Source organism: Kitasatospora terrestris (assembly GCF_039542905.1).
In the GTDB taxonomy this organism is placed as follows: Bacteria; Actinomycetota; Actinomycetes; order Streptomycetales; family Streptomycetaceae; genus Kitasatospora; species Kitasatospora terrestris.
In genome coordinates this window covers 4,996,332-5,019,518 of sequence record NZ_BAABIS010000001.1, presented here as the reverse complement: position 1 = coordinate 5,019,518, position 23,187 = coordinate 4,996,332, and the positions used below count along the sequence as shown (strand labels likewise).

17 protein-coding genes are annotated in these 23,187 nt (G+C 70.0%); 4 read left to right on the top strand and 13 right to left on the bottom strand.

Annotated elements, in window-relative coordinates; translation table 11 throughout:
- Positions 1 to 114: 114 nt before the first annotated feature.
- Genes ABEB06_RS23200 through ABEB06_RS23190 form a run of 3 tightly spaced genes read left to right on the top strand, consistent with a single transcriptional unit; the run spans position 115 to position 3,287 of the window.
- Positions 115 to 1,092 carry an ABC transporter permease gene (locus tag ABEB06_RS23200; protein WP_345698811.1) on the top strand — a complete coding sequence of 326 codons (978 nt, stop codon included), beginning with the start codon at positions 115 to 117 and terminating at the stop codon, positions 1,090 to 1,092.
- The gene (locus tag ABEB06_RS23195) at positions 1,089 to 2,168 is read left to right on the top strand and encodes an ABC transporter ATP-binding protein (RefSeq protein ID WP_345698810.1); all 1,080 of its coding nucleotides are present in this window, start codon (positions 1,089 to 1,091) and stop codon (positions 2,166 to 2,168) included. Before ABEB06_RS23200 ends, ABEB06_RS23195 begins: the two co-directional genes overlap by 4 nt.
- Positions 2,169 to 2,198: 30 nt before the next feature.
- Positions 2,199 to 3,287, top strand: coding sequence for an ABC transporter ATP-binding protein (locus tag ABEB06_RS23190; protein WP_345698809.1), 1,089 nt, complete (start codon positions 2,199 to 2,201; stop codon positions 3,285 to 3,287).
- Between the two features lie 133 nt (positions 3,288 to 3,420).
- On the opposite strand, the gene ABEB06_RS23185 is transcribed toward ABEB06_RS23190, so the two are convergent.
- The 11 genes from ABEB06_RS23185 to typA form a co-directional block, all read right to left on the bottom strand.
- Entirely contained in the window at positions 3,421 to 4,530 is a 1,110-nt protein-coding gene (locus tag ABEB06_RS23185) for an ABC transporter ATP-binding protein (RefSeq protein ID WP_345698808.1), read from the bottom strand.
- Positions 4,520 to 5,572, bottom strand: a complete 1,053-nt coding sequence (locus ABEB06_RS23180) for an ABC transporter ATP-binding protein (protein ID WP_345698807.1) — start codon at positions 5,570 to 5,572, stop codon at positions 4,520 to 4,522. Before ABEB06_RS23180 ends, ABEB06_RS23185 begins: the two co-directional genes overlap by 11 nt.
- A 16-nt stretch (positions 5,573 to 5,588) precedes the next feature.
- Complete coding sequence (locus tag ABEB06_RS23175; RefSeq protein WP_345698806.1) at positions 5,589 to 6,596, bottom strand: ABC transporter permease; 1,008 nt, start codon at positions 6,594 to 6,596, stop codon at positions 5,589 to 5,591.
- Positions 6,589 to 7,515: an ABC transporter permease gene (locus tag ABEB06_RS23170; protein WP_345698805.1), complete on the bottom strand. Its 927-nt coding sequence runs from the start codon at positions 7,513 to 7,515 to the stop codon at positions 6,589 to 6,591. The genes ABEB06_RS23175 and ABEB06_RS23170 overlap by 8 nt, the downstream gene beginning before the upstream one ends.
- Positions 7,516 to 7,595: 80 nt before the next feature.
- Positions 7,596 to 9,218 (bottom strand): peptide ABC transporter substrate-binding protein, encoded by a 1,623-nt coding sequence (locus tag ABEB06_RS23165; RefSeq protein ID WP_345698804.1) that lies wholly within the window; start codon positions 9,216 to 9,218, stop codon positions 7,596 to 7,598.
- A 144-nt stretch (positions 9,219 to 9,362) separates the two neighbouring features.
- Positions 9,363 to 10,382 (bottom strand): ABC transporter ATP-binding protein, encoded by a 1,020-nt coding sequence (locus tag ABEB06_RS23160; protein WP_345698803.1) that lies wholly within the window; start codon positions 10,380 to 10,382, stop codon positions 9,363 to 9,365.
- Positions 10,375 to 11,427, bottom strand: a complete 1,053-nt coding sequence (locus ABEB06_RS23155) for an ABC transporter ATP-binding protein (RefSeq protein WP_345698802.1) — start codon at positions 11,425 to 11,427, stop codon at positions 10,375 to 10,377. Before ABEB06_RS23155 ends, ABEB06_RS23160 begins: the two co-directional genes overlap by 8 nt.
- Positions 11,428 to 11,445: 18 nt before the next feature.
- Positions 11,446 to 12,384 (bottom strand): ABC transporter permease, encoded by a 939-nt coding sequence (locus ABEB06_RS23150; protein WP_345698801.1) that lies wholly within the window; start codon positions 12,382 to 12,384, stop codon positions 11,446 to 11,448.
- Entirely contained in the window at positions 12,377 to 13,303 is a 927-nt protein-coding gene (locus tag ABEB06_RS23145; protein ID WP_345698800.1) for an ABC transporter permease, read from the bottom strand. The genes ABEB06_RS23150 and ABEB06_RS23145 overlap by 8 nt, the downstream gene beginning before the upstream one ends.
- 142 nt (positions 13,304 to 13,445) lie before the next feature.
- A complete protein-coding gene (locus ABEB06_RS23140; RefSeq protein ID WP_345698799.1) occupies positions 13,446 to 15,074 on the bottom strand; it encodes a peptide ABC transporter substrate-binding protein in 1,629 nt (542 codons plus the stop codon).
- Positions 15,075 to 15,415: 341 nt separating this feature from the next.
- On the bottom strand, positions 15,416 to 17,320 hold the full coding sequence (typA, locus tag ABEB06_RS23135) for a translational GTPase TypA (RefSeq protein ID WP_345698798.1): 1,905 nt from the start codon (positions 17,318 to 17,320) through the stop codon (positions 15,416 to 15,418).
- Positions 17,321 to 17,531: 211 nt separating this feature from the next.
- Here typA and ABEB06_RS23130 point away from each other — a divergent pair, with 211 nt between their 5' ends.
- On the top strand, positions 17,532 to 18,740 hold the full coding sequence (locus ABEB06_RS23130; RefSeq protein ID WP_345698797.1) for a hypothetical protein: 1,209 nt from the start codon (positions 17,532 to 17,534) through the stop codon (positions 18,738 to 18,740).
- On the opposite strand, the gene ABEB06_RS23125 is transcribed toward ABEB06_RS23130, so the two are convergent.
- Positions 18,730 to 20,463 (bottom strand): ABC transporter family substrate-binding protein, encoded by a 1,734-nt coding sequence (locus tag ABEB06_RS23125; protein ID WP_345698796.1) that lies wholly within the window; start codon positions 20,461 to 20,463, stop codon positions 18,730 to 18,732. The two genes, ABEB06_RS23130 and ABEB06_RS23125, sit on opposite strands and share 11 nt — an antisense overlap.
- Before the next feature lie 124 nt (positions 20,464 to 20,587).
- Positions 20,588 to 23,146: a SpoIIE family protein phosphatase gene (locus ABEB06_RS23120; RefSeq protein WP_425559678.1), complete on the bottom strand. Its 2,559-nt coding sequence runs from the start codon at positions 23,144 to 23,146 to the stop codon at positions 20,588 to 20,590.
- Positions 23,147 to 23,187 lie beyond the last annotated feature (41 nt).

The following is a 23,187-nucleotide window of genomic DNA, read 5'->3' as shown; positions in this document are numbered from 1 at the left end:
GCCCCACCGGGCCCACTGCCGACCACCCACAGGCCCTCATCAGGGCCCCGACCGTGCCCGGCACTCTCCACGACGCGGCCGCCGCCGGCGCCCTCACTCGGAAGAGCCCAACCCATGCTCAGATTTCTCATCCGCCGGGCGCTCGGCGCGATTGTCATCCTCTTCCTGCTGGTCCTGCTGACCTATCTGGCAGTGATGACCCTGCCGGTCGACCAGGCCCTGCTCAACTGCCCCAAGGGCTGTACACCGCAGCAGCTCGCGACGATCCGGCACAACATGGGTCTGGACAAGTCGCTCGTGGAGCAGGTCTACAGCTACATGAAGGGCCTTGTCCTCGGCACGCAGTACAGCGACGGCTTCTGCAACGCCCCCTGCCTGGGCTACTCGTACGGCCGCCACGACTACGTGTGGAACATCATCCTCAGCAACTACCCGGCCACCTTCGTGCTGGCCGCCGGTGGTGCGGTGTGCTTCCTGGTCATCGGCGTCACCCTGGGCATGCTGTCCGCCTGGAAGCAGGGCAGCACGTTCGACAAGGTCGCCAGCTCGATCTCGCTGCTCGGCCAGTCGACCCAGATCTACTTCATCGCCCCGCTGTCGATCGGCATCTTCGTCACCGCGTTGCACTGGCTCGAGAAGCCCGGCTACGTCCCCTTCACCGAGGACCCGGCCGGCATGGTCGCCGGCATGCTGCTGCCGTGGCTCGTGATGTCGGTCATCTTCTGGTCGAACTACTCGCGCCAGGTCCGCTCGTTGATGATCGAGCAGCTCTCCGAGGACCACATCCGGGCTGCCCGGGCGAAGGGCATGTCGTCCGGCTACGTCTGGTGGCGCTACGCGCTGCGCGGCGCGATGGCCCCCGTGATCACGATCTTCGGCATCGACCTCGGCGCGGTCTTCTCCGGCGCGATCATCACCGAGTTCTCCTTCGGCATCCACGGCCTGGGCATGCTCGCGGTCCGCTCGGTGCTCACCCAGGACACCATGCTGGAGCTCGGTGTCCTGATGGTCAGCGCCGCCTCGATCCTGATCTTCAACATCATCGTCGACGCCGCGTACGGCCTCCTCGACCCCCGGGTGAGGATCGGATGACCACCGCAGCATCCGCCCCCGCCCCGCACCACGCTTCCGAGGAGAAGGCCGTGAGCAGCTTCCTGTCCGTCCAGGACCTGCAGGTCCGCTTCCGCACCGAGGACGGCATCGTCAAGGCCGTCAACAACCTGAGCTTCGAGCTGGAGGCCGGCAAGACGCTCGGCATCGTCGGCGAGTCGGGCTCCGGCAAGTCGGTGTCGAACCTGGCCGTCATGGGCCTGCACAACCCGCGCAACACCACCATCGAGGGCTCGATCAAGCTCGACGGCCAGGAGCTGCTCGGTCTGCCGCAGAAGGAGCTGGAGAAGCTCCGCGGCAACAAGCTGGCGATGATCTTCCAGGACGCCCTGGCCGCGCTCTCCCCGTACTACACGGTGGGCCGCCAGATCGCCGAGCCCTTCATGAAGCACACCGGTGCGAACAAGAAGGAGGGCCGCGCGCGGGCCATCGAGATGCTGACCAAGGTCGGCATCCCGCAGCCCGACAAGCGCGTCGACGACTTCCCGCACCAGTTCTCCGGCGGCATGCGCCAGCGCGCCATGATCGCCATGGCGCTGGTCTGCGACCCGAAGCTGCTGATCGCCGACGAGCCGACCACCGCGCTCGACGTGACCGTGCAGGCCCAGATCGTCGACCTGCTGAAGGACCTCCAGCAGGAGATGGGCACCTCGATCATCTTCATCACCCACGACCTCGGCGTGATCCGCGAGATCGCCGACGACGTGCTGGTGATGTACGCGGGCCGGGCCGTCGAGCGCGGCACCATGCGGGAGATCCTGAAGTCCCCGCAGCACCCGTACGGCTGGGGCCTGCTCAGCTCGATCCCGCGGATCAACGCCTCCGTGGACATCCCGCTGCAGCCGATCCCGGGCACCCCGCCGTCCCTGCTGAACCCGCCGAGCGGCTGCGCGTTCAACCCGCGCTGCGAGTACCGTGAGCTGGTCGTCGGCGACAAGTGCACCACCGAGCGCCCCGCGCTGGAGCTCGCCAACGGTCACCTCTCGGCCTGCCACCTCACGGCCGCGCAGAAGCAGTCCATCCTCACCGAGCAGATCCTGCCCCGGCTGAGCAGCTGAGTCCGGAACTCGGTTAAGGAGCAATGAACCATGAGCGCTGAGCAGACTCTGACCGAGCCGGCCGCCTCGGCCACCGCCCCCGGCGAGACCCTGCTGGAGGTGAGCGGCCTCACCAAGCACTTCCCGGTGATGGGCGGTTTCCCGTTCCGTCGCCAGGTCGGTGCCGTCCAGGCGGTCGACGACGTCAGCTTCACCGTGGGCGCGGGCGAGAGCCTGGGCCTGGTCGGTGAGTCCGGCTGCGGCAAGTCGACCACCGGCCGTCTGGTGACCCGGCTGTACGAGCCGACCGCCGGCTCGATCAAGTACCTCGGCCAGGAGATCGCGCACGCCTCCCGCAAGGAGCTGGCGCCGATCCGGTCCGAGATCCAGATGATCTTCCAGGACCCGTACTCCTCGCTGAACCCGCGCCACACCGTCGGCACGATCATCAGCGGCCCGATGGAGATCAACGGCATCAACCCGCCCGGGGGCCGCGAGGCGCGGGTCAAGGAACTGCTCGAGATCGTCGGTCTCAACCCGGAGCACTTCAACCGCTTCCCGCACGAGTTCTCCGGCGGCCAGCGCCAGCGCATCGGCGTCGCCCGCGCGCTCGCGCTGAACCCGAAGCTGATCGTCGCCGACGAGCCGGTCTCCGCGCTCGACGTGTCGATCCAGGCGCAGGTCGTCAACCTGCTCCAGAAGCTCCAGCGCGAGATGGGCATCGCCTTCGTCTTCATCGCGCACGACCTGTCGATCGTCCGGCACTTCTCGCAGCGCGTCGCGGTGATGTACCTCGGCAAGATCGTCGAGATCGCCGACCGCGACTCGCTGTACAACGCGCCGCGGCACCCGTACACCCACGCGCTGCTGTCGGCCGCGCCGGACGCCGACCCGGACTCCGACGCCATCGAGCGGATCCGGCTGACCGGTGACGTCCCGTCGCCGCTCAACCCGCCGTCCGGCTGCCGCTTCCGCACCCGGTGCTGGAAGGCGCAGGACAAGTGCGCCTCGGAGGAGCCGCCGCTGATCCAGCTCGGCGGCAGCGCGGCGGGCCACCTCACGGCCTGCCACTTCCCCGAGGACGGGGTGACGGCCAAGCCGGCCAAGACCCTGGTCCCGGAGCCGCGCGACGCGGAGTGACCAGAACGAAGGGCCCCCGGTTCACCGGGGGCCCTTCGTCATTGCTCGGTCATTGCCCGGTCTCGCGCTCCGCCGCGCTCTACTCGGCCTCGCGCTCCGCCGCGCACTACTCGGCCTCGCGCTCCGCCGCGCACTACTCGGCCTCGCGCTCCGCCGCGCTCTGCCCGATCTCGCGCTCCGCCGCGAAGTGACACGCGGAGTCGTGCGCCGCGCGCCCGTCCAGCCACTCCCGGACGGTGAGCGCCGGCACCTCCTGCACGCACTTCTCCTGGGCCTTCCAGCAGCGGGTGCGGAACCGGCAGCCGGACGGCGGTTTGGCCGGCGAGGGCACGTCGCCGGTCAGCACGATCCGGTCCCGGAACTCCCGGGCCGTCGGGTCCGGCACCGGCACGGCGGAGAGCAGCGCCTGGGTGTACGGGTGGGTGGCGTGGTCGTAGATCTCCGCGTCGGTCCCGATCTCGACGATCTTGCCGAGGTACATCACGCCGACCCGGTCGGAGATGTGCCGGACGATCGAGAGGTCGTGCGCGATGAACATGTACGACAGGTTGAACTCGCCCTGCAGCTTCTCCAGCAGGTTGATCACCTGGGCCTGCACCGAGACGTCCAGCGCGGAGACCGGCTCGTCGCAGATGATGACCTCGGGCTTGAGGGCCAGCCCCCGCGCGATGCCGATGCGCTGGCGCTGGCCGCCGGAGAACTGGTGCGGGTACCGGTTGATGTACTCCGGGTTCAGGCCCACCACGTCGAGCAGGTCCTGGACGGCCTTGCGGCGGTCGCCCTTCGGCGCCACCTCGGGGTGGATCTCGAACGGCTCCCCGATGATGTCGCCGACCGTCATCCGCGGGTTGAGCGAGGTGTACGGGTCCTGGAACACCATCTGGATGTTGCGCCGCACGGCCTTCAGCGCCGAGCCGGACAGCCGCGAGATCTCCTCCCCCTTGTACTTCACCGAGCCGCCGGTGGCGGGCTCCAGGTTCATCAGGACCTTGGCGAGCGTCGACTTGCCGCAGCCGGACTCGCCGACGATGCCCAGCGTCTCGCCCTGCATCAGGTCGAAGGAGACGCCGTCCACCGCCTTGACCGCGCCGACCTGCTTCTTGAACAGGATGCCCTTGGTCAGCGGGAAGTGCTTGACCAGGTCGCGCACCTCCAGGATCGGTTCGCCCCGCTCGACCTCCTTCTCGAAGGAGACCTCCTCGGGCACCAGCGCGCCGGCTGCCGACGATCCGTTAGGCGTCATGGATGGTCTCCTTCCAGAAGAAGCAGGCGCTCCTCCGGCCGGCGATCGGCGTGCCGTCGTCCTCGGTGACCTGGAACAGCTGGGGCACCTCCTGCCGGCAGATCTCCTGGGCCCGCGGGCAGCGCGGGTTGAAGGCGCAGCCCGGGGGGATCCGCAGCAGGTTGGGCGGCAGGCCCTTGATCGCGTAGAGCTCCTGGCCCTTCTGGTCCAGGCGCGGGATGGAGTCGAGCAGGCCGCGGGTGTACGGGTGGGCGGGCCGCCCGTAGAGCTCGTGCACGGGGGCGGTCTCGACGATCCGGCCGGCGTACATGACCGCGATCTTGTCCGCGACGTCGGCGACCACGCCGAGGTCGTGGGTGATCAGGATCAGGCCCATGTGGTACTCGGCCTGCAACTCGGCGAGCAGGTCCATCACCTGGGCCTGGACGGTGACGTCCAGCGCGGTGGTGGGCTCGTCGGCGATGATCAGGTCCGGCTCCAGGGCCAGCGCCATCGCGATCATGATGCGCTGGCGCATGCCGCCGGAGAACTGGTGCGGGTAGTCGCCCACCCGCTCCGCGGCGGCCGGGATGCGGACCCGGTCCATCAGCTCGATCGCCTTGAGCTTGGCGTCCTTGCGGCTGGTGCCCCGGTGGGCGCGGTACATCTCGCCCAGCTGGTGGCCGACGGTGAGGACCGGGTTGAGCGAGGAGAGCGCGTCCTGGAAGATCATCGCGATCTTCTGGCCGCGGATCCTGCGCCGCTCCTCCCGGCCCATGGTCAGCATGTCCTGGCCGCGGAAGAGGATCTCCCCCTTGGGGATCCGGGCCGGCGGCATGTCCAGGATGCCCATGATCGCCTGCGCGGTGACGGACTTGCCGGAGCCCGACTCGCCGAGCACCGCGAGGGTCTCGCCCGCGCTGACGTCGTAGTTCACGCCGTTGACGGCCCTGACGACGCCGTCCCGGGTCTTGAACTCCACGTGCAGGTCCCGAACGTCCAGCAGCGGCCCGGAATAGGGCTCCTCCCGTACCGGCTCGGTGCGGTCGACAGCGGTGGTCACGGTGCGTCTCCCTCGCTCAGCGCAGCTTCGGGTCGAGGGCGTCGCGGACCGCGTCGCCCAGCATGATGAAGGCCAGCACGGTGACGGACAGCGCGGCGGCCGGGAAGAACAGCACGAACGGCGCCTGCCGGATGAACTTCTGGGCCGAGGAGATGTCCACGCCCCAGGAGATCGTCGGGTCCTGCAGGCCGATGCCGAGGAAGCTCAGCGTCGCCTCGGCGGTGATGTAGCCGCCGAGCGCGATGGTGGCGACCACGATCACCGGGGCCAGCGCGTTCGGCAGGATGTGCTTGAACATCAGCCGCCCGGTGCCGGCGCCGAGCGCCTTGCCGGCCACCACGTAGTCGGCCTGCTTGATCGTCAGCACCGAGCCGCGCATCACGCGGGCCAGCTGGGTCCAGCCGAGGAAGGCCAGCGCGATCACCACGGACCAGACGTTGCGGACCGCGAAGGCGTTCAGCAGGACGAGCGCGCCGAGCAGCAGCGGGATGCCGAAGAAGATGTCGATGATCCGGGAGATCACCGCGTCGGTCCAGCCGCCGAAGTAGCCGGCGATCATGCCGGCCAGGCCGCCGGTGATGGTCACGGCGAGGGTCACGCAGATGCCGACGGTGATCGAGGCGCGGGCGCCGTAGATCACCCGGGCGTAGACCGAGCGGCCCTGGCCGTCGTAGCCGAACCAGCCGGCCCCGAAGAAGTCGGACCAGTCGGGCTTCTTCAGGAAGTCGTTCTGCAGGTCGGCCTGGCGCGGGTCGGCGTCGGTGAACAGGCCCGGCCAGATCGCCATCAGCAGCAGCAGGATGATCAGCAGCGCCGAGATGATGAAGATCGGCCGCCCGCGCAGGTCCCGCCAGGCGTGGCCCCAGAGGCTGCGGGCCGCCTCGCGCTTCTCCGGATCCGGTTCGATTAAAGTGTCCTGCTCGACCGCGAGCCCCTGCTGGCCCACGTAGTCCAGGTGGTCGCTGTCGGTCGGCTGGATGTGCCGCAGCGGGTCGTGGTCGTCGGGGAGGTCGTTGCTAGGCATAGCGGATCCTCGGGTCCAGGATGGCGTAGAGCAGGTCCACCACGAGGCTGGCCACCAGGTAGACGATCACCAGGACGGTGACGATGCCCACCACGGTCGGGCCTTCCTTGGTCCGGATCGCCTTGTAGAGGATGTTGCCGACGCCCGCGATGTTGAAGATGCCCTCGGTGACGATCGCGCCGCCCATCAGGGCGCCGAGGTCGGTGCCGAGGAAGGTCACCACCGGGATCAGCGAGTTGCGCAGCAGGTGCCGGCTGATGATGGTCCGCCGCGGCAGGCCCTTGGCGATGGCGGTGCGCATGTAGTCGGCGCGCAGGTTCTCGCCGATCGAGGTGCGGGTGAGTCGGGCGACGTACGCCAAGGACAGTGATGCCAGGACCGCGCCTGGCAGGATCAACTGGGTGATGTCCGTGGAGTCCTGCACGGTCGGGGTGACCCAGCCCAGATTGGTCGCGAAGATCGTCTGGGCGATGTAGCCGAGCACGAAGACCGGGATCGAGATCACCACCAGGGTGATCAGCAGCACGCCGGTGTCGGCGAACGAGCCGCGCTTGAGGCCGGCCAGCAGGCCGAGCGGCAGGCCGATCACGATCTCGAAGAAGAAGGCGACGAAGGCGAGCCGGATGGTGACCGGGAACGCGTCCGCCATGATCTCCGAGACCGGGCGTCCGGTGAAGCTGGTGCCGAAGTCCAGCTGGAAGACGTTGCCCATGTAGATGAAGTACTGCTTCCACCAGGGCTCGTCGAGGTGGTACTTGTGCCGCAGGGCGGCGACCTGGGCCGGGTCGGCGGCCTTGTCGCCGAACATCGCCGCGATCGGGTCGCCCGGCAGCATGTACACCATCATGAAGATCAGGAACGTGGCACCGAAGAAGACCGGGATCATCTGCAGGACACGCCGAATGACGTAGTGGCCCATCGAACCTCCTTCCGAAGGGGTGACTCAGTGCCGGAGCCCCGCCCTCCGTGCGGGGAGGACGGGGCCGGCGTCGGGTGGCGTCAGCCCTTGACCTCGACCTGGGTCCAGGCCGGGTTGCCGAAGGAGTCGAACTTCACGTTCTGCACCTTGGTGGAGTAGCCGGAGTTGGTCCGGTAGTACCAGAGCGGGATCGCCGGCATGTCCTGCGCCAGCACCGCCTCGGCCTTCTGGTAGCCGGTGGCCGAGTCCTGCACGGACGCCGCCTGGTCCGCCTGGTTGGCCAGCTGGTCGAACTGCGGGCTGGAGTAGCCGAAGTCGTTGGAGGCCGCGCCGGTCTTGTAGACGTCGGCCAGGAAGTTGGCGTTCAGCGGGTAGTCCTGCACCCAGCCGGTGCGGAACATGCCGTTGATCTGGTGGCCGGTGATCGCCGCGCGGGCGGTCTTGAAATCGGTCTTCGGGTCGCCGACGCAGTTGACGCCGGTGGCCTGGCGGATCGAGTTGCAGACCGCGTCGACCCACTCCTTGTGGCCGCCGTCCGCGTTGTAGGTGATCTTGAGCGAGTTGCCGGGGACGCCGCCGCCCTCGGTGATCAGCTGCTTGGCCTTGTCGGCGTTGAAGGTGCAGAAGTCGCCGCAGGTGCCGGCCTTGTAGCCGTCCACGCCCTCGGCCGTCCACGCGCTGGCGGGCGAGCGGGAGCCCTGCAGCACCGTCTTGGTGATGGTGTCGCGGTCGATCGCCATCGACAGGCCCTGGCGGACCTTGGCGGTGTTCGGCCCGGACCACTCGGGCTGGTAGAGCGTGAAGCCGACGTTCTGGATGGCGCCCTGCGGGGCGTCGATCGCCCGGTCGCCGAGGTCGTTCTTGTAGTTCGCCAGCGCCGACGGCGGCACCTGGTCCATCACGTCCAGGTTGTTGGACTGCAGATCCGCGTAGGCGGCCTCGGCGGTGGTGTACATCTTGAAGACGACGCCGCCGTTCTTCGGCTTGTCCACGCCCTGGTAGTTCGGATAGGTCTTGGTGACCACCTGCGAGTTGTGGTCCCAGCTCACGAACTGGTAGGGCCCGTTGCCGACCGGCTTCTGGCCGTAGCCGTCCGGGTCCTTGAAGAAGCCCTCGGGCAGCGGCGAGAACGCGATGTACCCGAGCTTCATCGGGAAGTACGCGACCTTGCTGGTCAGCTTGATGGTGAAGTGGGTGTCGTCGGTCACCGTCAGGCCGGACATGGTGTCCTTGGTGGGGGTGGCGCCGGCGCCGGACGGGTGGACGTCGTTGTAGCCCTCGATGTCGGAGAACCAGGAGCTGTTGATCTGGTTGTTCTTGGTGTTGGCCGCCCAGTTCCAGGCGTTCACGAAGGAGGAGGCGGTGACCGGGGTGCCGTCGTGGAAGGTCCAGCCCGACTTCAGCGTGACGTTGAAGGTCTGCGCGTCGCTGGACGCGATGTTCTCCGCGACCTGGTTGCGCATCTCGCCGCTGTTGGGGTCGTAGTCGATCAGGCCCTTGAAGAGGTTCTGGAGGATGCGTCCACCGCCGACCTCGTTGGCGTTGGCGGGCTGGAGGGGGTTCTGCGGCTCGCTCGACTGGTAGCTGAAGGTCGCGCTGGAGTTGGACGGACCGCCTCCCCCGCCGCTGCTGCTGCACCCGGTGGCCACCAGGGCCACGGATGTCGCACCGACGACGGCCCAGCGCATTCGGGCTGCAGGCATGGATGTCCTCCTCGGGGTGTATGAGACGCATCTCACCCCATGAGAAGGTCGCCGTCGCGGTGGCGCGACTCCGGCTCCGCCGGATGGGTGCACAAAACTCCCCGGTCCCGCCGAGCGGGTCCGGGGAGTTCCGGTGACTGCGGGTCAGGCCGCGGCGGCCTCGGTCCGGACCTCCGCGAAGTGGCACGCTGACTGGTGCTTGGCCGGGCCGCTCAGCACCTCGGGCACCGCCAGCAGCGGGACCTCGGTGGAGCAGCGCTCCTCCGCCTTCCAGCAGCGGGTGCGGAAGCGGCAGCCGGACGGCGGGTTGGCCGGCGAGGGGATGTCGCCGGAGAGGATGATCCGCTCGCGGCCCTCGCGCCCGGTCGGGTCCGGCACCGGCACGGCGGAGAGCAGTGCCTGGGTGTACGGGTGGGTGGCGTGCTCGTAGATCTCCTCGTCCGAGCCGATCTCGACCATCTTGCCGAGGTACATCACGCCGACCCGGTCGGAGATGTGCCGGACGATCGAGAGGTCGTGGGCGATGAACATGTAGGAGAGCTCGAAGTCCTTCTGCAGCTTCTCCAGCAGGTTGATCACCTGGGCCTGCACCGAGACGTCCAGCGCGGAGACCGGCTCGTCGCAGATGATGACCTCGGGCTTGAGGGCCAGGCCGCGGGCGATGCCGATGCGCTGGCGCTGGCCGCCGGAGAACTGGTGCGGGTACCGGTTGATGTACTCCGGGTTCAGACCGACCACGTCGAGCAGGTCCTGGACGGCCTTGCGGCGGTCGCCCTTCGGCGCCACCTCGGGGTGGATCTCGAAGGGCTCGCCGATGATGTCGCCGACCGTCATCCGCGGGTTGAGCGAGGTGTACGGGTCCTGGAACACCATCTGGATGTTGCGCCGCACGGCCTTCAGCGCCGAGCCGGACAGCCGCGAGATGTCCTCGCCCTTGTACAGCACCTGGCCGGAGGTCGCGCGCTCCAGGTTCATCAGGACCTTGGCGAGCGTCGACTTGCCGCAGCCGGACTCGCCGACGATGCCCAGCGTCTCGCCCTTGTGCAGGGCGAAGGAGATGCCGTCGACCGCCTTGACCGCGCCGACCTGCTTCTTGAAGAGGACGCCCTGGTTGAGCGGGTAGTGCTTGACCAGGTCCTTGACCTCCAGGATGGGCTCAGCCATGGAGGGTCTCCTTCCAGAGGTGGCAGGCGCTCTTGCGGCCGGCGAGCTCGGCGCCGTCCTTGTCCGTCACCTGGTGCAGCGCGGGGATCTCGGTGCGGCAGAGGTCGGTGGCGACGTCGCAGCGCGGGTTGAAGGCGCAGCCGGCCGGGACCTTGTACAGGTTCGGGGGCAGGCCCTTGATCGCGTAGAGCTCCTCGCCCTTCTGGTCCAGGCGCGGGATCGACCGGAGCAGGCCCTTGGTGTAGGGGTGGGCGGGGTTCGCGTAGAGCTCGTGCACGGGCGCGGTCTCGACGATCCGGCCGGCGTACATGACCGCGATCTTGTCCGCGACGTCGGCGACCACGCCGAGGTCGTGGGTGATCAGGATCAGGCCCATGTGGTACTCGGCCTGCAACTCGGCGAGCAGGTCCATCACCTGGGCCTGGACGGTGACGTCCAGCGCGGTGGTGGGCTCGTCGGCGATGATCAGGTCCGGCTCCAGGGCCAGCGCCATCGCGATCATGATGCGCTGGCGCATGCCGCCGGAGAACTGGTGCGGGTAGTCGCCCACCCGTTCCTTGGCGGCCGGGATGCGGACCCGGTCCATCAGCTCGATCGCCTTGGCCCTGGCCTCCTTCTTGGAGGCGCCCTCGTGCACCCGGAACATCTCGCCGAGCTGGTAGCCCACCGAGAGGACGGGGTTGAGCGAGGAGAGCGCGTCCTGGAAGATCATCGCGATCTTGCGGCCGCGGATCTTCCGGCGCTCCTCGCCCGACATCTTCAGCATGTCCTGGCCGCGGTACAGGATCTCGCCCGCGGTGACCCGACCGGGCGGCATGTCCAGGATGCCCATGATGGTCTGGGCGGTGACGGACTTGCCGGAGCCCGACTCGCCGAGCACGGCGAGGGTCTCGCCGGCGGCGACCGAGTAGTTCACGCCGTTGACGGCCTTGGCGACGCCGTCGCGGGTCTTGAACTCCACGTGCAGGTCGCGGACCTCGAGCAGCGGGGTGCCCGGGGTGAGCTTGTCCTTGGCAGCCAGGGGCTTCTCAAGTGCGGTGGTCATGATGTGCGTCCGCCTCTCTCAGCGCAGCTTCGGGTCGAGGGCGTCGCGCACCGCGTCACCGAGCATGATGAACGCCAGCACCGTGATGCTGAGCATGCCGGCCGGGAAGAACAGCGCGAACGGCGCGGTCCGGATCACCTTCTGGGCCGAGTTGATGTCGATGCCCCAGGAGATGGTCGGGTCCTGCAGGCCGATGCCGAGGAAGCTCAGCGTGGCCTCGGTGGCGATGTAGCCGCCGAGGGCGATGGTGGCGACCACGATCACCGGGGCGATGGCGTTCGGCAGGATGTGCTTGAACATGATCCGCGCGGTGCCGGCGCCGAGCGCCTTGGCGGCGGTCACGTAGTCGGCCTGCTTCACGGTGATCACCGAGCCGCGCATCACGCGGGTCATCTGGGTCCAGCCGAGGGCGACCAGGGCGAAGACCACCGACCAGACGGTGCGCACCGAGAAGGCGTTCAGGATGACCAGCGCGCCGAGCAGCAGCGGGATGCCGAAGAAGATGTCGGTGACCCGGGAGACGATCGTGTCGACCCAGCCGCCGAAGTAGCCGGCGAGCATGCCGGCCAGGCCGCCGAGGACCGTGACGCCGGCGGTGACGCAGATGCCGACCACGACCGAGGCGCGGGCGCCGTAGATCATGCGGGCGTAGATGGAGCGGCCCTGGCCGTCGTAGCCGAACCAGTCCGGCTGGAAGACGTGCAGGTAGTTCGGCTTGGCCAGGTAGTGCGCCCGCAGGTCGCCGGCGCGCGGGTCGACCGAGGTGAACAGGCTCGGGGCGATCGCGAAGGCGATCAGCAGCACGATCAGTGCCGCGGAGATGATGAAGATCGGCCGCTTGCGCAGGTCGTGCCAGGCGTCCAGGCCCAGGCTGCGGGCCTTCTCCGGCTTCGGCTCGGCCGGCTCGCCCGCGCGCTGCGCGGGGATCTCCGGGTTCTTGGCGAGCAGGTCAGGCATACCGGATCCTCGGGTCCAGGACCGCGTAGAGCAGGTCGACGAGCAGGCTGGCGGCGAGGTACACGAGCACCAGGACGACGACGAAGCCGGAGACGGTCGCGCCCTCCTTGAGGTTGATCGCGTGGTAGAGCTCGAAGCCGACGCCCTTGACGTTGAAGATGCCCTCGGTGACGATCGCGCCGCCCATCAGGGCGCCGAGGTCGGTGCCGAGGAAGGTGACCACCGGGATCATCGAGTTGCGCAGCAGGTGCGTGCCGATCACCTTGCGCTTGGGCAGGCCCTTGGCGACCGCGGTGCGCATGTAGTCGGACTTGATGTTCTCGACGATCGAGGTCCGGGTGAGCCGGGCGACGTACGCGAGGGAGAGCGAGCCGAGCACGATGGCGGGGAGGACCAGCTGCCCCAGGTTCATCGAGTCCTGGACCGTCGGGGTGATCCACTTCAGCTGGATCGCGAAGACGTTCTGGTAGATGAAGCCGAGCACCGGGACCGGGATCGAGATCAGCAGCAGGGTCAGCACCAGCGAGCCCTTGTCGAAGGCCTTGCCGCGGCGGAGCCCCGCGAACAGGCCGATCGCCACGCCGATCAGCAGCTCGATGCCGAACGCGAGGAGCGCCAGGCGGATCGTCACCGGCATGGCGGCGGAGATCTTGTCGATCACCTTGCGGCCGTCCATCGCGGTGCCGAAGTCACCGGTGAACAGCTTGCCCATGTAGTCGGCGTACTGCTGGATCAGGGGCTGGTCGAGTCCCCGGGCGTGCTTGAAGGCGGCGAGCTGGGCCGGGTCGGCGGCCTTGTCGCCCCACATCGCGGCTGCCGGGTCGCCGGGCAGCACGTTCACCATGAAGAAGATCAGGGTGACCGTGCCCAGGAAGACCGGGATCATTTGGAGCAGTCGCCTCGCGACAAAACGCCCCATCGTGCCTCCAATTCGCTGCTCTGACGGGCCGTCATCCCGATTCAGAGGTGTCGTCGCGCGACAAGGCCGGCGCCGGCCCGCCCTTGTGGGGCGGGCGCGGGCACCGGCCGTGTCGTTCCAGGCCGTTGTGGTGCCGACCTGGTTACTTCTGCTTGACCTCGATCTGCGTGAAGACCGGGTCGCCGAAGGAGTCGAACTTCACGTTCTGGACGTTCTTCGAGTAGCCCGAAGTCGTCTTGTAGTACCAGAGCGGGATGGCCGGCATGTCCTTGGCCAGCTGGGCCTCGGCCTGCTGGTACAGCTCGGCGGTCTTCTCCACGGTGGTGGACTTGTCGGCCTCGGCGGCGAACTTGTCGAACTCGGGCGAGGAGTAGCCGGCGTCGTTGGCCGCGGCACCGGTGCCGTAGACGTCACGCAGGAAGTTCGCGTTCAGCGGGTAGTCCTGCACCCAGCCGGTCCGCATCATGCTCTGGACCTGCTTCTTCTTGATCAGGTCGCGCGAGGTCTTGAAGTCCGGCTTCGGGTCGCCGATGCACTCCACGCCGGTGGCCTGGCGGATGGAGTTGCAGACCGCGTCCACCCACTCCTTGTGGCCGCCGTCGGAGTTGTAGACGATGGTGATCTTGTTGCCCGGGACGCCGCCGCCCTCGGTCACCAGCTGCTTGGCCTTGGCCGGGTCGTACTTGCAGGCGTCGCCGCAGGAGTTCTCCTTGTAGCCCATGACGCCCGGGGCGACCCAGCTGGTGGCCGGCTGGCGCGAGCCGTTCAGCACGGTCTTGGTGATGGTGTCGCGGTCGATCGCCATCGAGAGGCCCTGGCGGACCTTCGCCTTGTCGACCGGCTTCCAGCCGTCCTGGTACATCGCGAACGAGATGTTCTGGATGGCGCCCTGGGCCTGGTCGACGGCGCGGTCGCCCAGGTCGTTCTTGTACGAGGCGAGGTCGGCCGGGTCGACCTGGTCCAGCACGTCCAGGTTGTCGGAGACCAGGTCCTTGTACGCGGCCTCGGCCTGCGTGTAGTTCTTGAAGACGATGCCGCCGTTCTTCGGCTTGTCGACGCCCGCGTACTTGTCGAAGGCGGCGACGGTGATCGCCTTGTTGTGCTCCCACGAGACGAACTTGTAGGGGCCGTTGCCCACCGGCGACTGGCCGAACTTGGCCGGGTCGGCGTAGAACGCCTTCGGCAGCGGCGAGAAGGCCGTGTAGCCGAGCTTGTACTGGAAGTACGAGACCGGGCCGGTCAGCTTGATGGTGAAGTGGGTGTCGTCCACGACCTTGAGACCGGACATGGTCTCGGCGGTCGGGTCGCCCTTCTCCGGGTGGACCGCCTCGTAGCCCTCGATGTCCGAGAACCAGTCCGAGTTGATCTGGTTGTTCTTGACGTTGGCCGACCAGTTCCACGCGTCCACGAAGGAGGCGGCGGTGACCGGGGTGCCGTCGTGGAAGGTCCAGCCGGACTTCAGGGTGACGGTGTAGTTCTGCGCGTCGGTGGTCTCGATCTTCTCGGCGACCTGGTTGCGCAGCTTGCCGTCCGCGGGGTCGTAGTCGACCAGGCCCTTGAAGAGGGACTTGATGACGCGACCGCCGCCGACCTCCATGGCGTTGGCCGGCTGGAGCGGGTTCTGCGGCTCGCTGCTCTGGTAGCTGAGCGTCCCCGCGGCGTTGACCGGACCACCCGCGTCGGTGGAACCGGTGCTGCTGCCGCAGGCAGTAGCGGCGAGGGCGACCGCAGCTGCTGCGACGACCCACTTGACCTGGCTGGCACCGCGCATCGGTGTGCCTCCTGAATCCGTGTTACACACTCGCGGCCTGGCGCGCACCCCTGCGCATGAGCCTTGACCCGAGCTCGACTGATCCCACTATCAGTCACGTACGGATACGAAGGTGACCACTACCGATCTCAATTTGGTCACATGAACGGCCAATTAATCCCAGGAATCGGACATAAGAGACATACGCAGACACCCCCAAAACGGACAGTTGTCACGCATGACGGACAGTAGCGTCCGGAAAGCGAACAGACGGCCACCGGCGGTACATCACGCAACGTCACGGAAAACCGAACGGCCGGCGTCCCGGAGGACGCCGGCCGTTCGGGCCGTCAGGGGGCGGGTCAGCCCTTCTTGGCGCGGGACGCGGTGCGGCCGCGGTCCTTGGCGTCCAGGACGACCTTGCGGATGCGCACGGTCTCCGGGGTCACCTCGATGCACTCGTCCTCGCGGCAGAACTCCAGCGACTGCTCGAGCGAGAGCTTGCGCGGCGGGACGATCGACTCGGCCACATCGGCGTTCGAGGAACGCATGTTGGTGAGCTTCTTCTCCTTGGTGATGTTCACGTCCATGTCGTCGGAGCGCGAGTTCTCGCCGACGATCATGCCCTCGTACACCTCGGTGCCGGGGTCGGTGAACAGGACGCCGCGCTCCTGCAGGTTGGTCATCGCGAAGGCGGTGACCACGCCGGAGCGGTCGGCGACCAGCGAGCCGTTGTTACGGGTGGTCAGGTTGCCGAACCACGGCTCGTAGCCCTCGTGGATCGAGTGCGCGATGCCGGTGCCGCGGGTGCTGGTGAGGAACTCCGTCCGGAATCCGATCAGACCGCGGGACGGCACGACGAACTCCATGCGCACCCAGCCGGAGCCGTGGTTGGACATGTTGTCCATCCGGCCCTTGCGGACGCCCATGAGCTGGGTGACGGCACCCATGTGCTCCTCGGGCACGTCCACGGTCAGGCGCTCGACCGGCTCGTGGGTCTTGCCGTTGATCTCGCGGGTGACCACCTGCGGCTTGCCGACGGTCAGCTCGAAGCCCTCGCGGCGCATGGTCTCGATCAGGATGGCCAGCGCCAGCTCACCGCGGCCCTGCACCTCCCAGGCGTCGGGACGCTCGGTGTCCAGCACGCGCAGCGAGACGTTGCCGATCAGCTCGCGGTCCAGGCGGTCCTTCACCTGGCGGGCGGTCACCTTGCGGTCCACCTTGGCGCCGGCCTTGGCGTCCGCGCCCTTGCCGGAGCCGCCCTTGCCGACCAGCGGCGAGGTGTTGGTGCCGATGGTCATCGAGATGGCCGGCTCGTCCACCGTGATCAGCGGCAGCGCGATCGGGTTCTCGGTGTCGGCCAGGGTCTCGCCGATCATGATGTCGCCGATGCCGGCGACCGCGCAGATGTCGCCCGGGCCCGCCACCTCGGCCGGCTTGCGGGTGAGCGCCTCGGTCATCAGCAGCTCGGAGATGCGCACGTTCTGGATCGAGCCGTCGCGCTTGATCCACGCCACGGTCTGGCCCTTGCGCAGCTCGCCCTGCTCGACGCGGAGCAGCGCGATGCGGCCGAGGAAGTTGTCGGCGTCCAGGTTGGTGACGTGGGCCTGCAGCGGGGCGGCCTCGTCGTAGGTCGGCGCCGGGACGTGCTCCAGGATGGTGGAGAAGAACGGCTCCAGGTTGGTGGAGTCGGCCGGCACGGTGCCGTTCTCCGGCTTGGTCAGCGAGGCGACGCCGTCACGGGCGCAGGCGTAGACGATCGGGAACTCGATCTGGTCCTCGTCCGCGTCCAGGTCCAGGAACAGGTCGTAGGTCTCGTTGATGACCTCGTCGATCCGGGCGTCCGGACGGTCGGTCTTGTTGATGCACAGGATGACGGGCAGGCGGGCCGTGAGCGCCTTGCGCAGCACGAAGCGGGTCTGCGGCAGCGGGCCCTCGGAGGCGTCCACCAGCAGCACGACCGCGTCCACCATCGACAGGCCGCGCTCGACCTCGCCACCGAAGTCGGCGTGACCCGGGGTGTCGATGATGTTGATGGTGATCGGCTTGCCGCCGTCCTTGGGGTGGTACTTGACCGCGGTGTTCTTCGCGAGAATGGTGATGCCCTTCTCGCGCTCCAGGTCGTTGGAGTCCATCATGCGGTCGTCCAGCTGCTGGTGGGCGGCGAAGGCGCCGGCCTGCTTCAGCATGGCGTCGACCAGGGTGGTCTTGCCGTGGTCGACGTGGGCGACGATGGCGACGTTACGAATGTCGTTGCGCGTGGGCATGCGGCGCTGATTCTCCCGGAATCGTGGGTCACGGTGCCCGGCCGCGTAATCGTTACCACCGGTCCACCCGCCGGGCAGGACATGCCACGGCTTCCTCCTATCGTACGGGGAACCCCCCAACGGAGCCGAAACGGGCAGGCCCGGCGAGGCCGAGATCACAAGTGCGTCACAGGTCTTCTGCCCGGCGACGGTGATCCACCAGCCTGTTCCGATGAGCTCCTCCCCCAAGCCCGCCGCCGGCCGCGGCCGGCAGATCCTCCTCAAGGTCGGCCTGATCCTCGCGCTCGGCGTCGTCGTCCGCGACGGCGTCTCCGGCAGCTGGGGCCCGCTCGCCGCCGGGCTGACCGCAGGCCTGGGCGCGCTGCTCTCGCTCCAGCTGACGATGGTCTGGGTGCTGGTCCTCGGGCGGTTCTCCGGCTTCGCGGTCACCGCGGTGGAGCTCGGCTACGGCCGGCGGCTCCTGTCCGCCCGGATCGGCGGGGTGCCGGTCAATGTCCGGCGGCTGCCCTTCCCCTTCGTGTCGGTGGTCTGGGCGCCGATCCGGCGGCCCGGCCTGCGGTGGCGGCTGGTGGTCTCCGCGCTGCTCCAGCTCGCCGCGCAGATCGGGACCGGGCTGTGGCTGCTGCGCTCCGCCCCCGCCTGGGCCTTCCCCGGCGCCATGGCGTTCCTGGTGTTCGCGCTGGTCATGCTGGCGACCTTCAACCTGCCGCTGACCATCGGCTGGGTGCTCTTCAGGATGCCCTTCCTGCCCGCCGAGGCCCTCACCACGTACGCGCTGCGCCCCGGCGAGGAGCTCGCGGCGCGCGCCCTGCGGGACGGCCGGGTCGAGGACGCCCGGGCCGCCCTGGAGCGGGTCGCGGACGACGGCGCGCCCGGGTTCCAGAGCCACCTGGTGCACGCCGGCGTCGACCTGGCCGAGGGCCGGTACACCGAGGCCGCCGTCGAGGTGAACCGGGCGCTGGAGGCCGGGCCCCACCCGCGGTACGCGGCCGTCGCCGTCGGCCTGCGCACCGCCTCGCTGGTCGGCGCCGCCGAGACCGGGACGCTGCCGGCCACCCAGGCCGTGCCGTGGCTCGGCCAGTCCGTCGGGCTGCTGCGCACCTGGAGCCCGATGCTGCTGCGGAGCCTGCCCGCCGACGCGGACCTGGCCCTGCTGGAGAACCGCCGGGAGGAGGCCGTCCGACTGGCCGGGAAGGCCGCCGGGCGCACCGTGGACCGGTTCTGGGAGGCCCACGCCGCCTGCAGCCACGCCGCCGCGCTGGCCTCCGTCGGCCGGCCCGAGCAGGCCCGGGCGGAGCTGGACCGGGCCCGCCGGGCGATGCCCGGCCTCGCCCGGATCGCCCTGGTCGAGGCACGGATCGGGCTGAACGTGATCGAGGTCGACGACCCGCGCGAGAGCGTGGGCCCGGCTACTTCTTGAAGCCGACGTCCTGGTAGCGCGGGGTGCTGAAGCCGTACGCGCCGGCCCCGGCCACGGTGCTGCGGACGGCGACCAGGTCGGGCCGCTGGTAGAGCGGCACCGAGTGGGCCAGCTGCCAGATCCGGGCGTCCGCCTCCTGCAGCAGGGTGCGCTGGACGGCCGGGTCGAGTTCGGCCGCGGCGCGGGCCAGCAGCTGGTCGAGCTCGGCGCTGCCGGTGCCCGCGTAGTTCAGCCCGGCGACCGGGTGGCCGTCCGGGCCGGGCCGCGGCTTGGTGTACAGCGCCCGCTCGTCGGCGGCCGGGTAGCCGGTCGCCGGCCAGGAGAACAGGGCCAGGTCGAAGTCTCCGGTCGCCAGGTGGTCCTTGACGAAGGCGTCCGGCGCGACCGGCTGCGGGCGGACCGTGATGCCGGCCCCGGACAGCTCGGCGGCCAGCGTGTCGGCGGTCCGGCGGGCGGTGGCGGAGCCGTCCGGGAGCAGCAGGGTGAGGACCAGCTCCTTGCCGTCCTTGCTGCGGACGGAGGCGCCGCCGCTCTTCCAGCCGGCCTGGTCGAGGAGCTGGGCGGCGGGCTCGGAGCCCGCCGCGGCACTGTTGTCGCGGTAGCCGACCTGGCCGTTCATCAGCAGGTGGTTGCCGAGCGGGACGGCCCGCACCCCGAGCGGGGAGAGCGCGGCGTCGGCGACCTGCCGGCGGTCCACGGCGCGGACCACCGCGCGGCGCACCGTCTGGTCGGCGAGCGGGCCGCGGGTCGAGTTCAGCGTCAGCTGGGTGAATCCGGCGGCCGCCGCCCGGTGCAGGGTGAGGCCGGGCAGCGCCTCGGCCCGCTTGAGCGCCTGGGCGGACGCCTGGGCGACCGCGGCGGCGTCCGGCGGCGGGGCGGTCCTGGCGGTGCCGGGCGGGGTGGCCCGGTCGATGGCGTCGGTGAGCGCGGCGACGTCGAGCTTCCCCTGGTCGAGGGCGTCGAGCCGGTCGGCGGGCGGGACGGCGAGGAAGTCGATCTGCTCCGCCTTCGCCGGGGCGCCCCACCACTTCGGGTTGCGGGCCACCGTCGCCCGGCCCGCCGCGGCGTCGGCGGCCTGCAGGGTGAACGGGCCGGCCGAGGGCACCTCGGTCAGCGGACGGTTGAACGCCTCGGGGGTCGCCGTCGCGGCCGCCGGGTAGAGCGGGCTGAACAGCCCCTTCCAGGACGCGTACGGCTGCTTGAAGACCACCCGGACCTCGCGCGGGTCGCTGCCCTGGGCCACCGACTCGATGGCGCCGTAGCCCGCCGGGAGGTCGGCGACGTACGCCGGGTCGGAGCCCGCCAGCGCCTTCCACTGCGCGGTGAAGTCGGCGGCGCCGATCGGGGTGCCGTCGCTCCACGCCGCCTTCGGGTTGAGCCGGTAGGTGACGGTCTGCGGGCTCTGCCCGGGCGGGGTGGACTCGGCGGAGGCGAGGTAGTCCGGGTCGGGGAGGGGCCGGGCGGTGGCGTCCAGCCGGAACAGCGTCGGCAGCAGGGCGCGGGCCACCAGGCCGGAGTCCTCGGTCGCCCCGGGCTGGAAGACGTTCAGGGTGGCGGGGACGGCGTCCACCGCCCAGCGCAGGGTGCCGCCGTCCCGGACCTCGGACCGGTCGACCGTCGGGACGTCGCCGGCCGGGGCGGGCGCGGCGTCGTCCGAGCAGGCAGCCAGCGATCCGGCCAGCAGCAGGGCGACCGCCGGGGCGAGGTACTGGTGGGCGCGCATCCGAGCCTCCGTCCGGTGGACCAGAGGACCACTGAACGGCACAACGGCGCCCCGCGCGTCAGGACACGGCGGACGGTACCCGTCGATGCACCCGCACGGCGGAACGGTCTCGTGTCCGGCCCGCCTACAGGGCCAGTTCGAACCAGACGATCTTGCCCTTGGGGGTGCGGCGGCTGCCCCAGCGTTCGGCGAGGAGGCTGACCAGCTGGAGGCCGCGACCGCCCTCGTCGGTCTCCTGGGCGCGGCGCTGGCGGGGCTGGGCGTAGCCGTCGTCCCAGACCTCGCAGACCATCGTCCGGTCGCGCAGCAGCCGCAGCCGGATCTCCCCGCGCCCGTGCCGCAGCGCGTTGGTGACCAGCTCGCTGACCAGCAGCTCGGAGGTGTCGACCAGCTCGTCCAGGCCGCGTTCCAGCAGCCACCCGCAGGCGGCCTCGCGGGCCTTGGCGACCGAGGTGGGCTCCGGCGGCAGCTTCCAGTCCCCGACGGCACCGGACGGCATCGCCCGGACCTTGGCCATCAGCAGGGCGATGTCGTCCTCGCCGTGGTGCGGGTTGAGCTCCTCCAGCACCTGGTCGCAGAGCAGCTCCAGCTCGCTGGAGCCGTTGGTGAGCGCGGTGCGGAAGGCCCGCAGGCCCTCGTCCAGCTGGTGCTTGCGGGACTCGACCAGTCCGTCGGTGTAGAGGCCGAGCACGGCGCCCGCCTCCAGGCCGACGGTGACCTCCTCGAACGGCTCGCCGCCGACGCCGAGCGGGAGGCCCGGCGGGACCTCGATCATGCGGGCGCCCTCGCCGGGGCTGAGCACGACCGGCGGCAGGTGGCCGGCGTTGGCGAAGGTGCAGCGCTGCTTGACCGCGTCGTACACCGCGTACACGCAGGTCGCCAGGTAGAGCTCCTCGCCGGGCGAGGTGTCCTCGCCGCCGAGGCCGCGGGCGATCTCGTCGAGGGCGGAGAGCACCTCGGCGGGATCGAGGTCGAGCATGGCGAGGGTGCGCACGGCCGTCCGCAGCTGGCCCATGGCGACGGCGGCGCGCAGGCCGCGGCCCATCACGTCGCCGATCACCAGCGCGGTGCGGGAGCCGGGCAGCGGGATGACGTCGAACCAGTCGCCGCCGACCTCGGTGTTGTTGTTGCCGGGCAGGTAGCGGCGGGCGATCTCCAGGCCGCTGGCGGCCGGGTTGCCCGGGGGCAGCAGGCTGCGCTGGAGGATCAGCGCCCGCTCGTGCTCGCGGCGGTAGAGCCGGGCGTTGTCGATGCAGACGGCGGCACGGGCGACCAGCTCCTCGGCGATCGCCACCTCGCGGGCGTCGAACGGCTCGCTGCCGATCGCCCGGGAGAGCTGGACCAGGCCGAGCACCCGGTCGCGGGCGACCAGCGGGACGACCAGGGTGGAGCGCAGCAGCGGGTCCGGGCCGGGCTGCGGGACGGTGGAGCGGCCGGTGCGCAGGGCCCGGGCGTGCGGGGAGCGCGGCGGGTAGCAGAGGGTGCCGCCGGCCTCGGCGACGCGGACGCCGCCGCGTTCGGTGCCGAGCACGGAGGGGGCGTTGCCGACCACGCTGGAGACGGCGACCCGGCGCAGCTCGCCGGTCTCCGGGGTGGCGGAGAGCGGGGCGGTGTCGCCGGAGAGCAGCGCGGTGTACAGGTCGACGGTGGCGACGTCGCAGAACTGCGGGACGATCACGTCGAGCAGTTCCTTGGCGGTGGTCTCCAGGTCGAGGGTGGAGCCGATGTGACTGGAGGCCTCGTTTAGCAGGGCGAGGTTGCGGCGCACGCCGGCCGCCTCGCGCTCGGCGATGTGCCGGCTGGTGACGTCCTGGACCTGCCCGGCGACGCCCATCGGGCGGCCGGCCGGGCCGTTGAGCCGGTACAGCGAGACGGCCCAGGTGCGGTGGTCGCCGCGGCCGGCGGGCCGGCGCTCGGGGTGGTGGGCGGCGCTGAGCCGCAGGTCGAGCACGGGTTCGTCGCCGGCCAGCACCTTGCGCAGGGCGACCTGCAGCCGGTCGGCGTCGCCGGGCTGGAAGACCTGCTCGGCGGTCAGGCCCTGCAGGGCCTCCGGGGCGAGCCCGACCCCGGCGGCGAAGGCGTCGTTGACGCGCTGCAGCCGCAGGTCGAGGTCGAAGAGGAAGAAGCCGGTCGGGGTCTGGCCGAAGACCGCCTCGGAGGCGGCCAGTTGGGTCTCGACGGAGCGCAGCCGGCCCAGGTCCACGGCCAGGCAGGTGGCGGATCCGGCCTCCCTGGCGGGCATCACGTACACCTCGGCCAGGCCCTCGCCGCCGGTGGAGTCGCGGTACGGGGCGGTGCCGACCCACTCCTCGCCGGAGAGGATCCGCTCCAGCCGGGCCCGGCCGCGCTGCCACAGCTCGCGCGGGACGAAGGTGGTGATCGGGTCGGCGCCGACCGCGTCGGCGGCCGGGACGCCGAAGAACTCCGCGGCCCGGTCGCTCCACTGGGCGATCCGCCCGTCCGGGCCGATCGCGAAGGTGGCGACCCGGATGTAGTCGTAGATCGAGCCGGACTTCGGGTCGTGGCCCCAGCCGGGCGGCGGCGCGACGGGGTACGACGAGGGCGCCGGGTGCGGTGACTGCGCGCCCGGCTGGCCGGGCACGGCGGCGCGGCCGCTGCCACTCGTCGCGTTGCGTGCCGGGATGCTGTTCAACGGACCGACCCCTCCAATATCCGCGCCCATCCGGATGTCGAGAAGACCGAGGTATTCCGTCCGAGTATTCA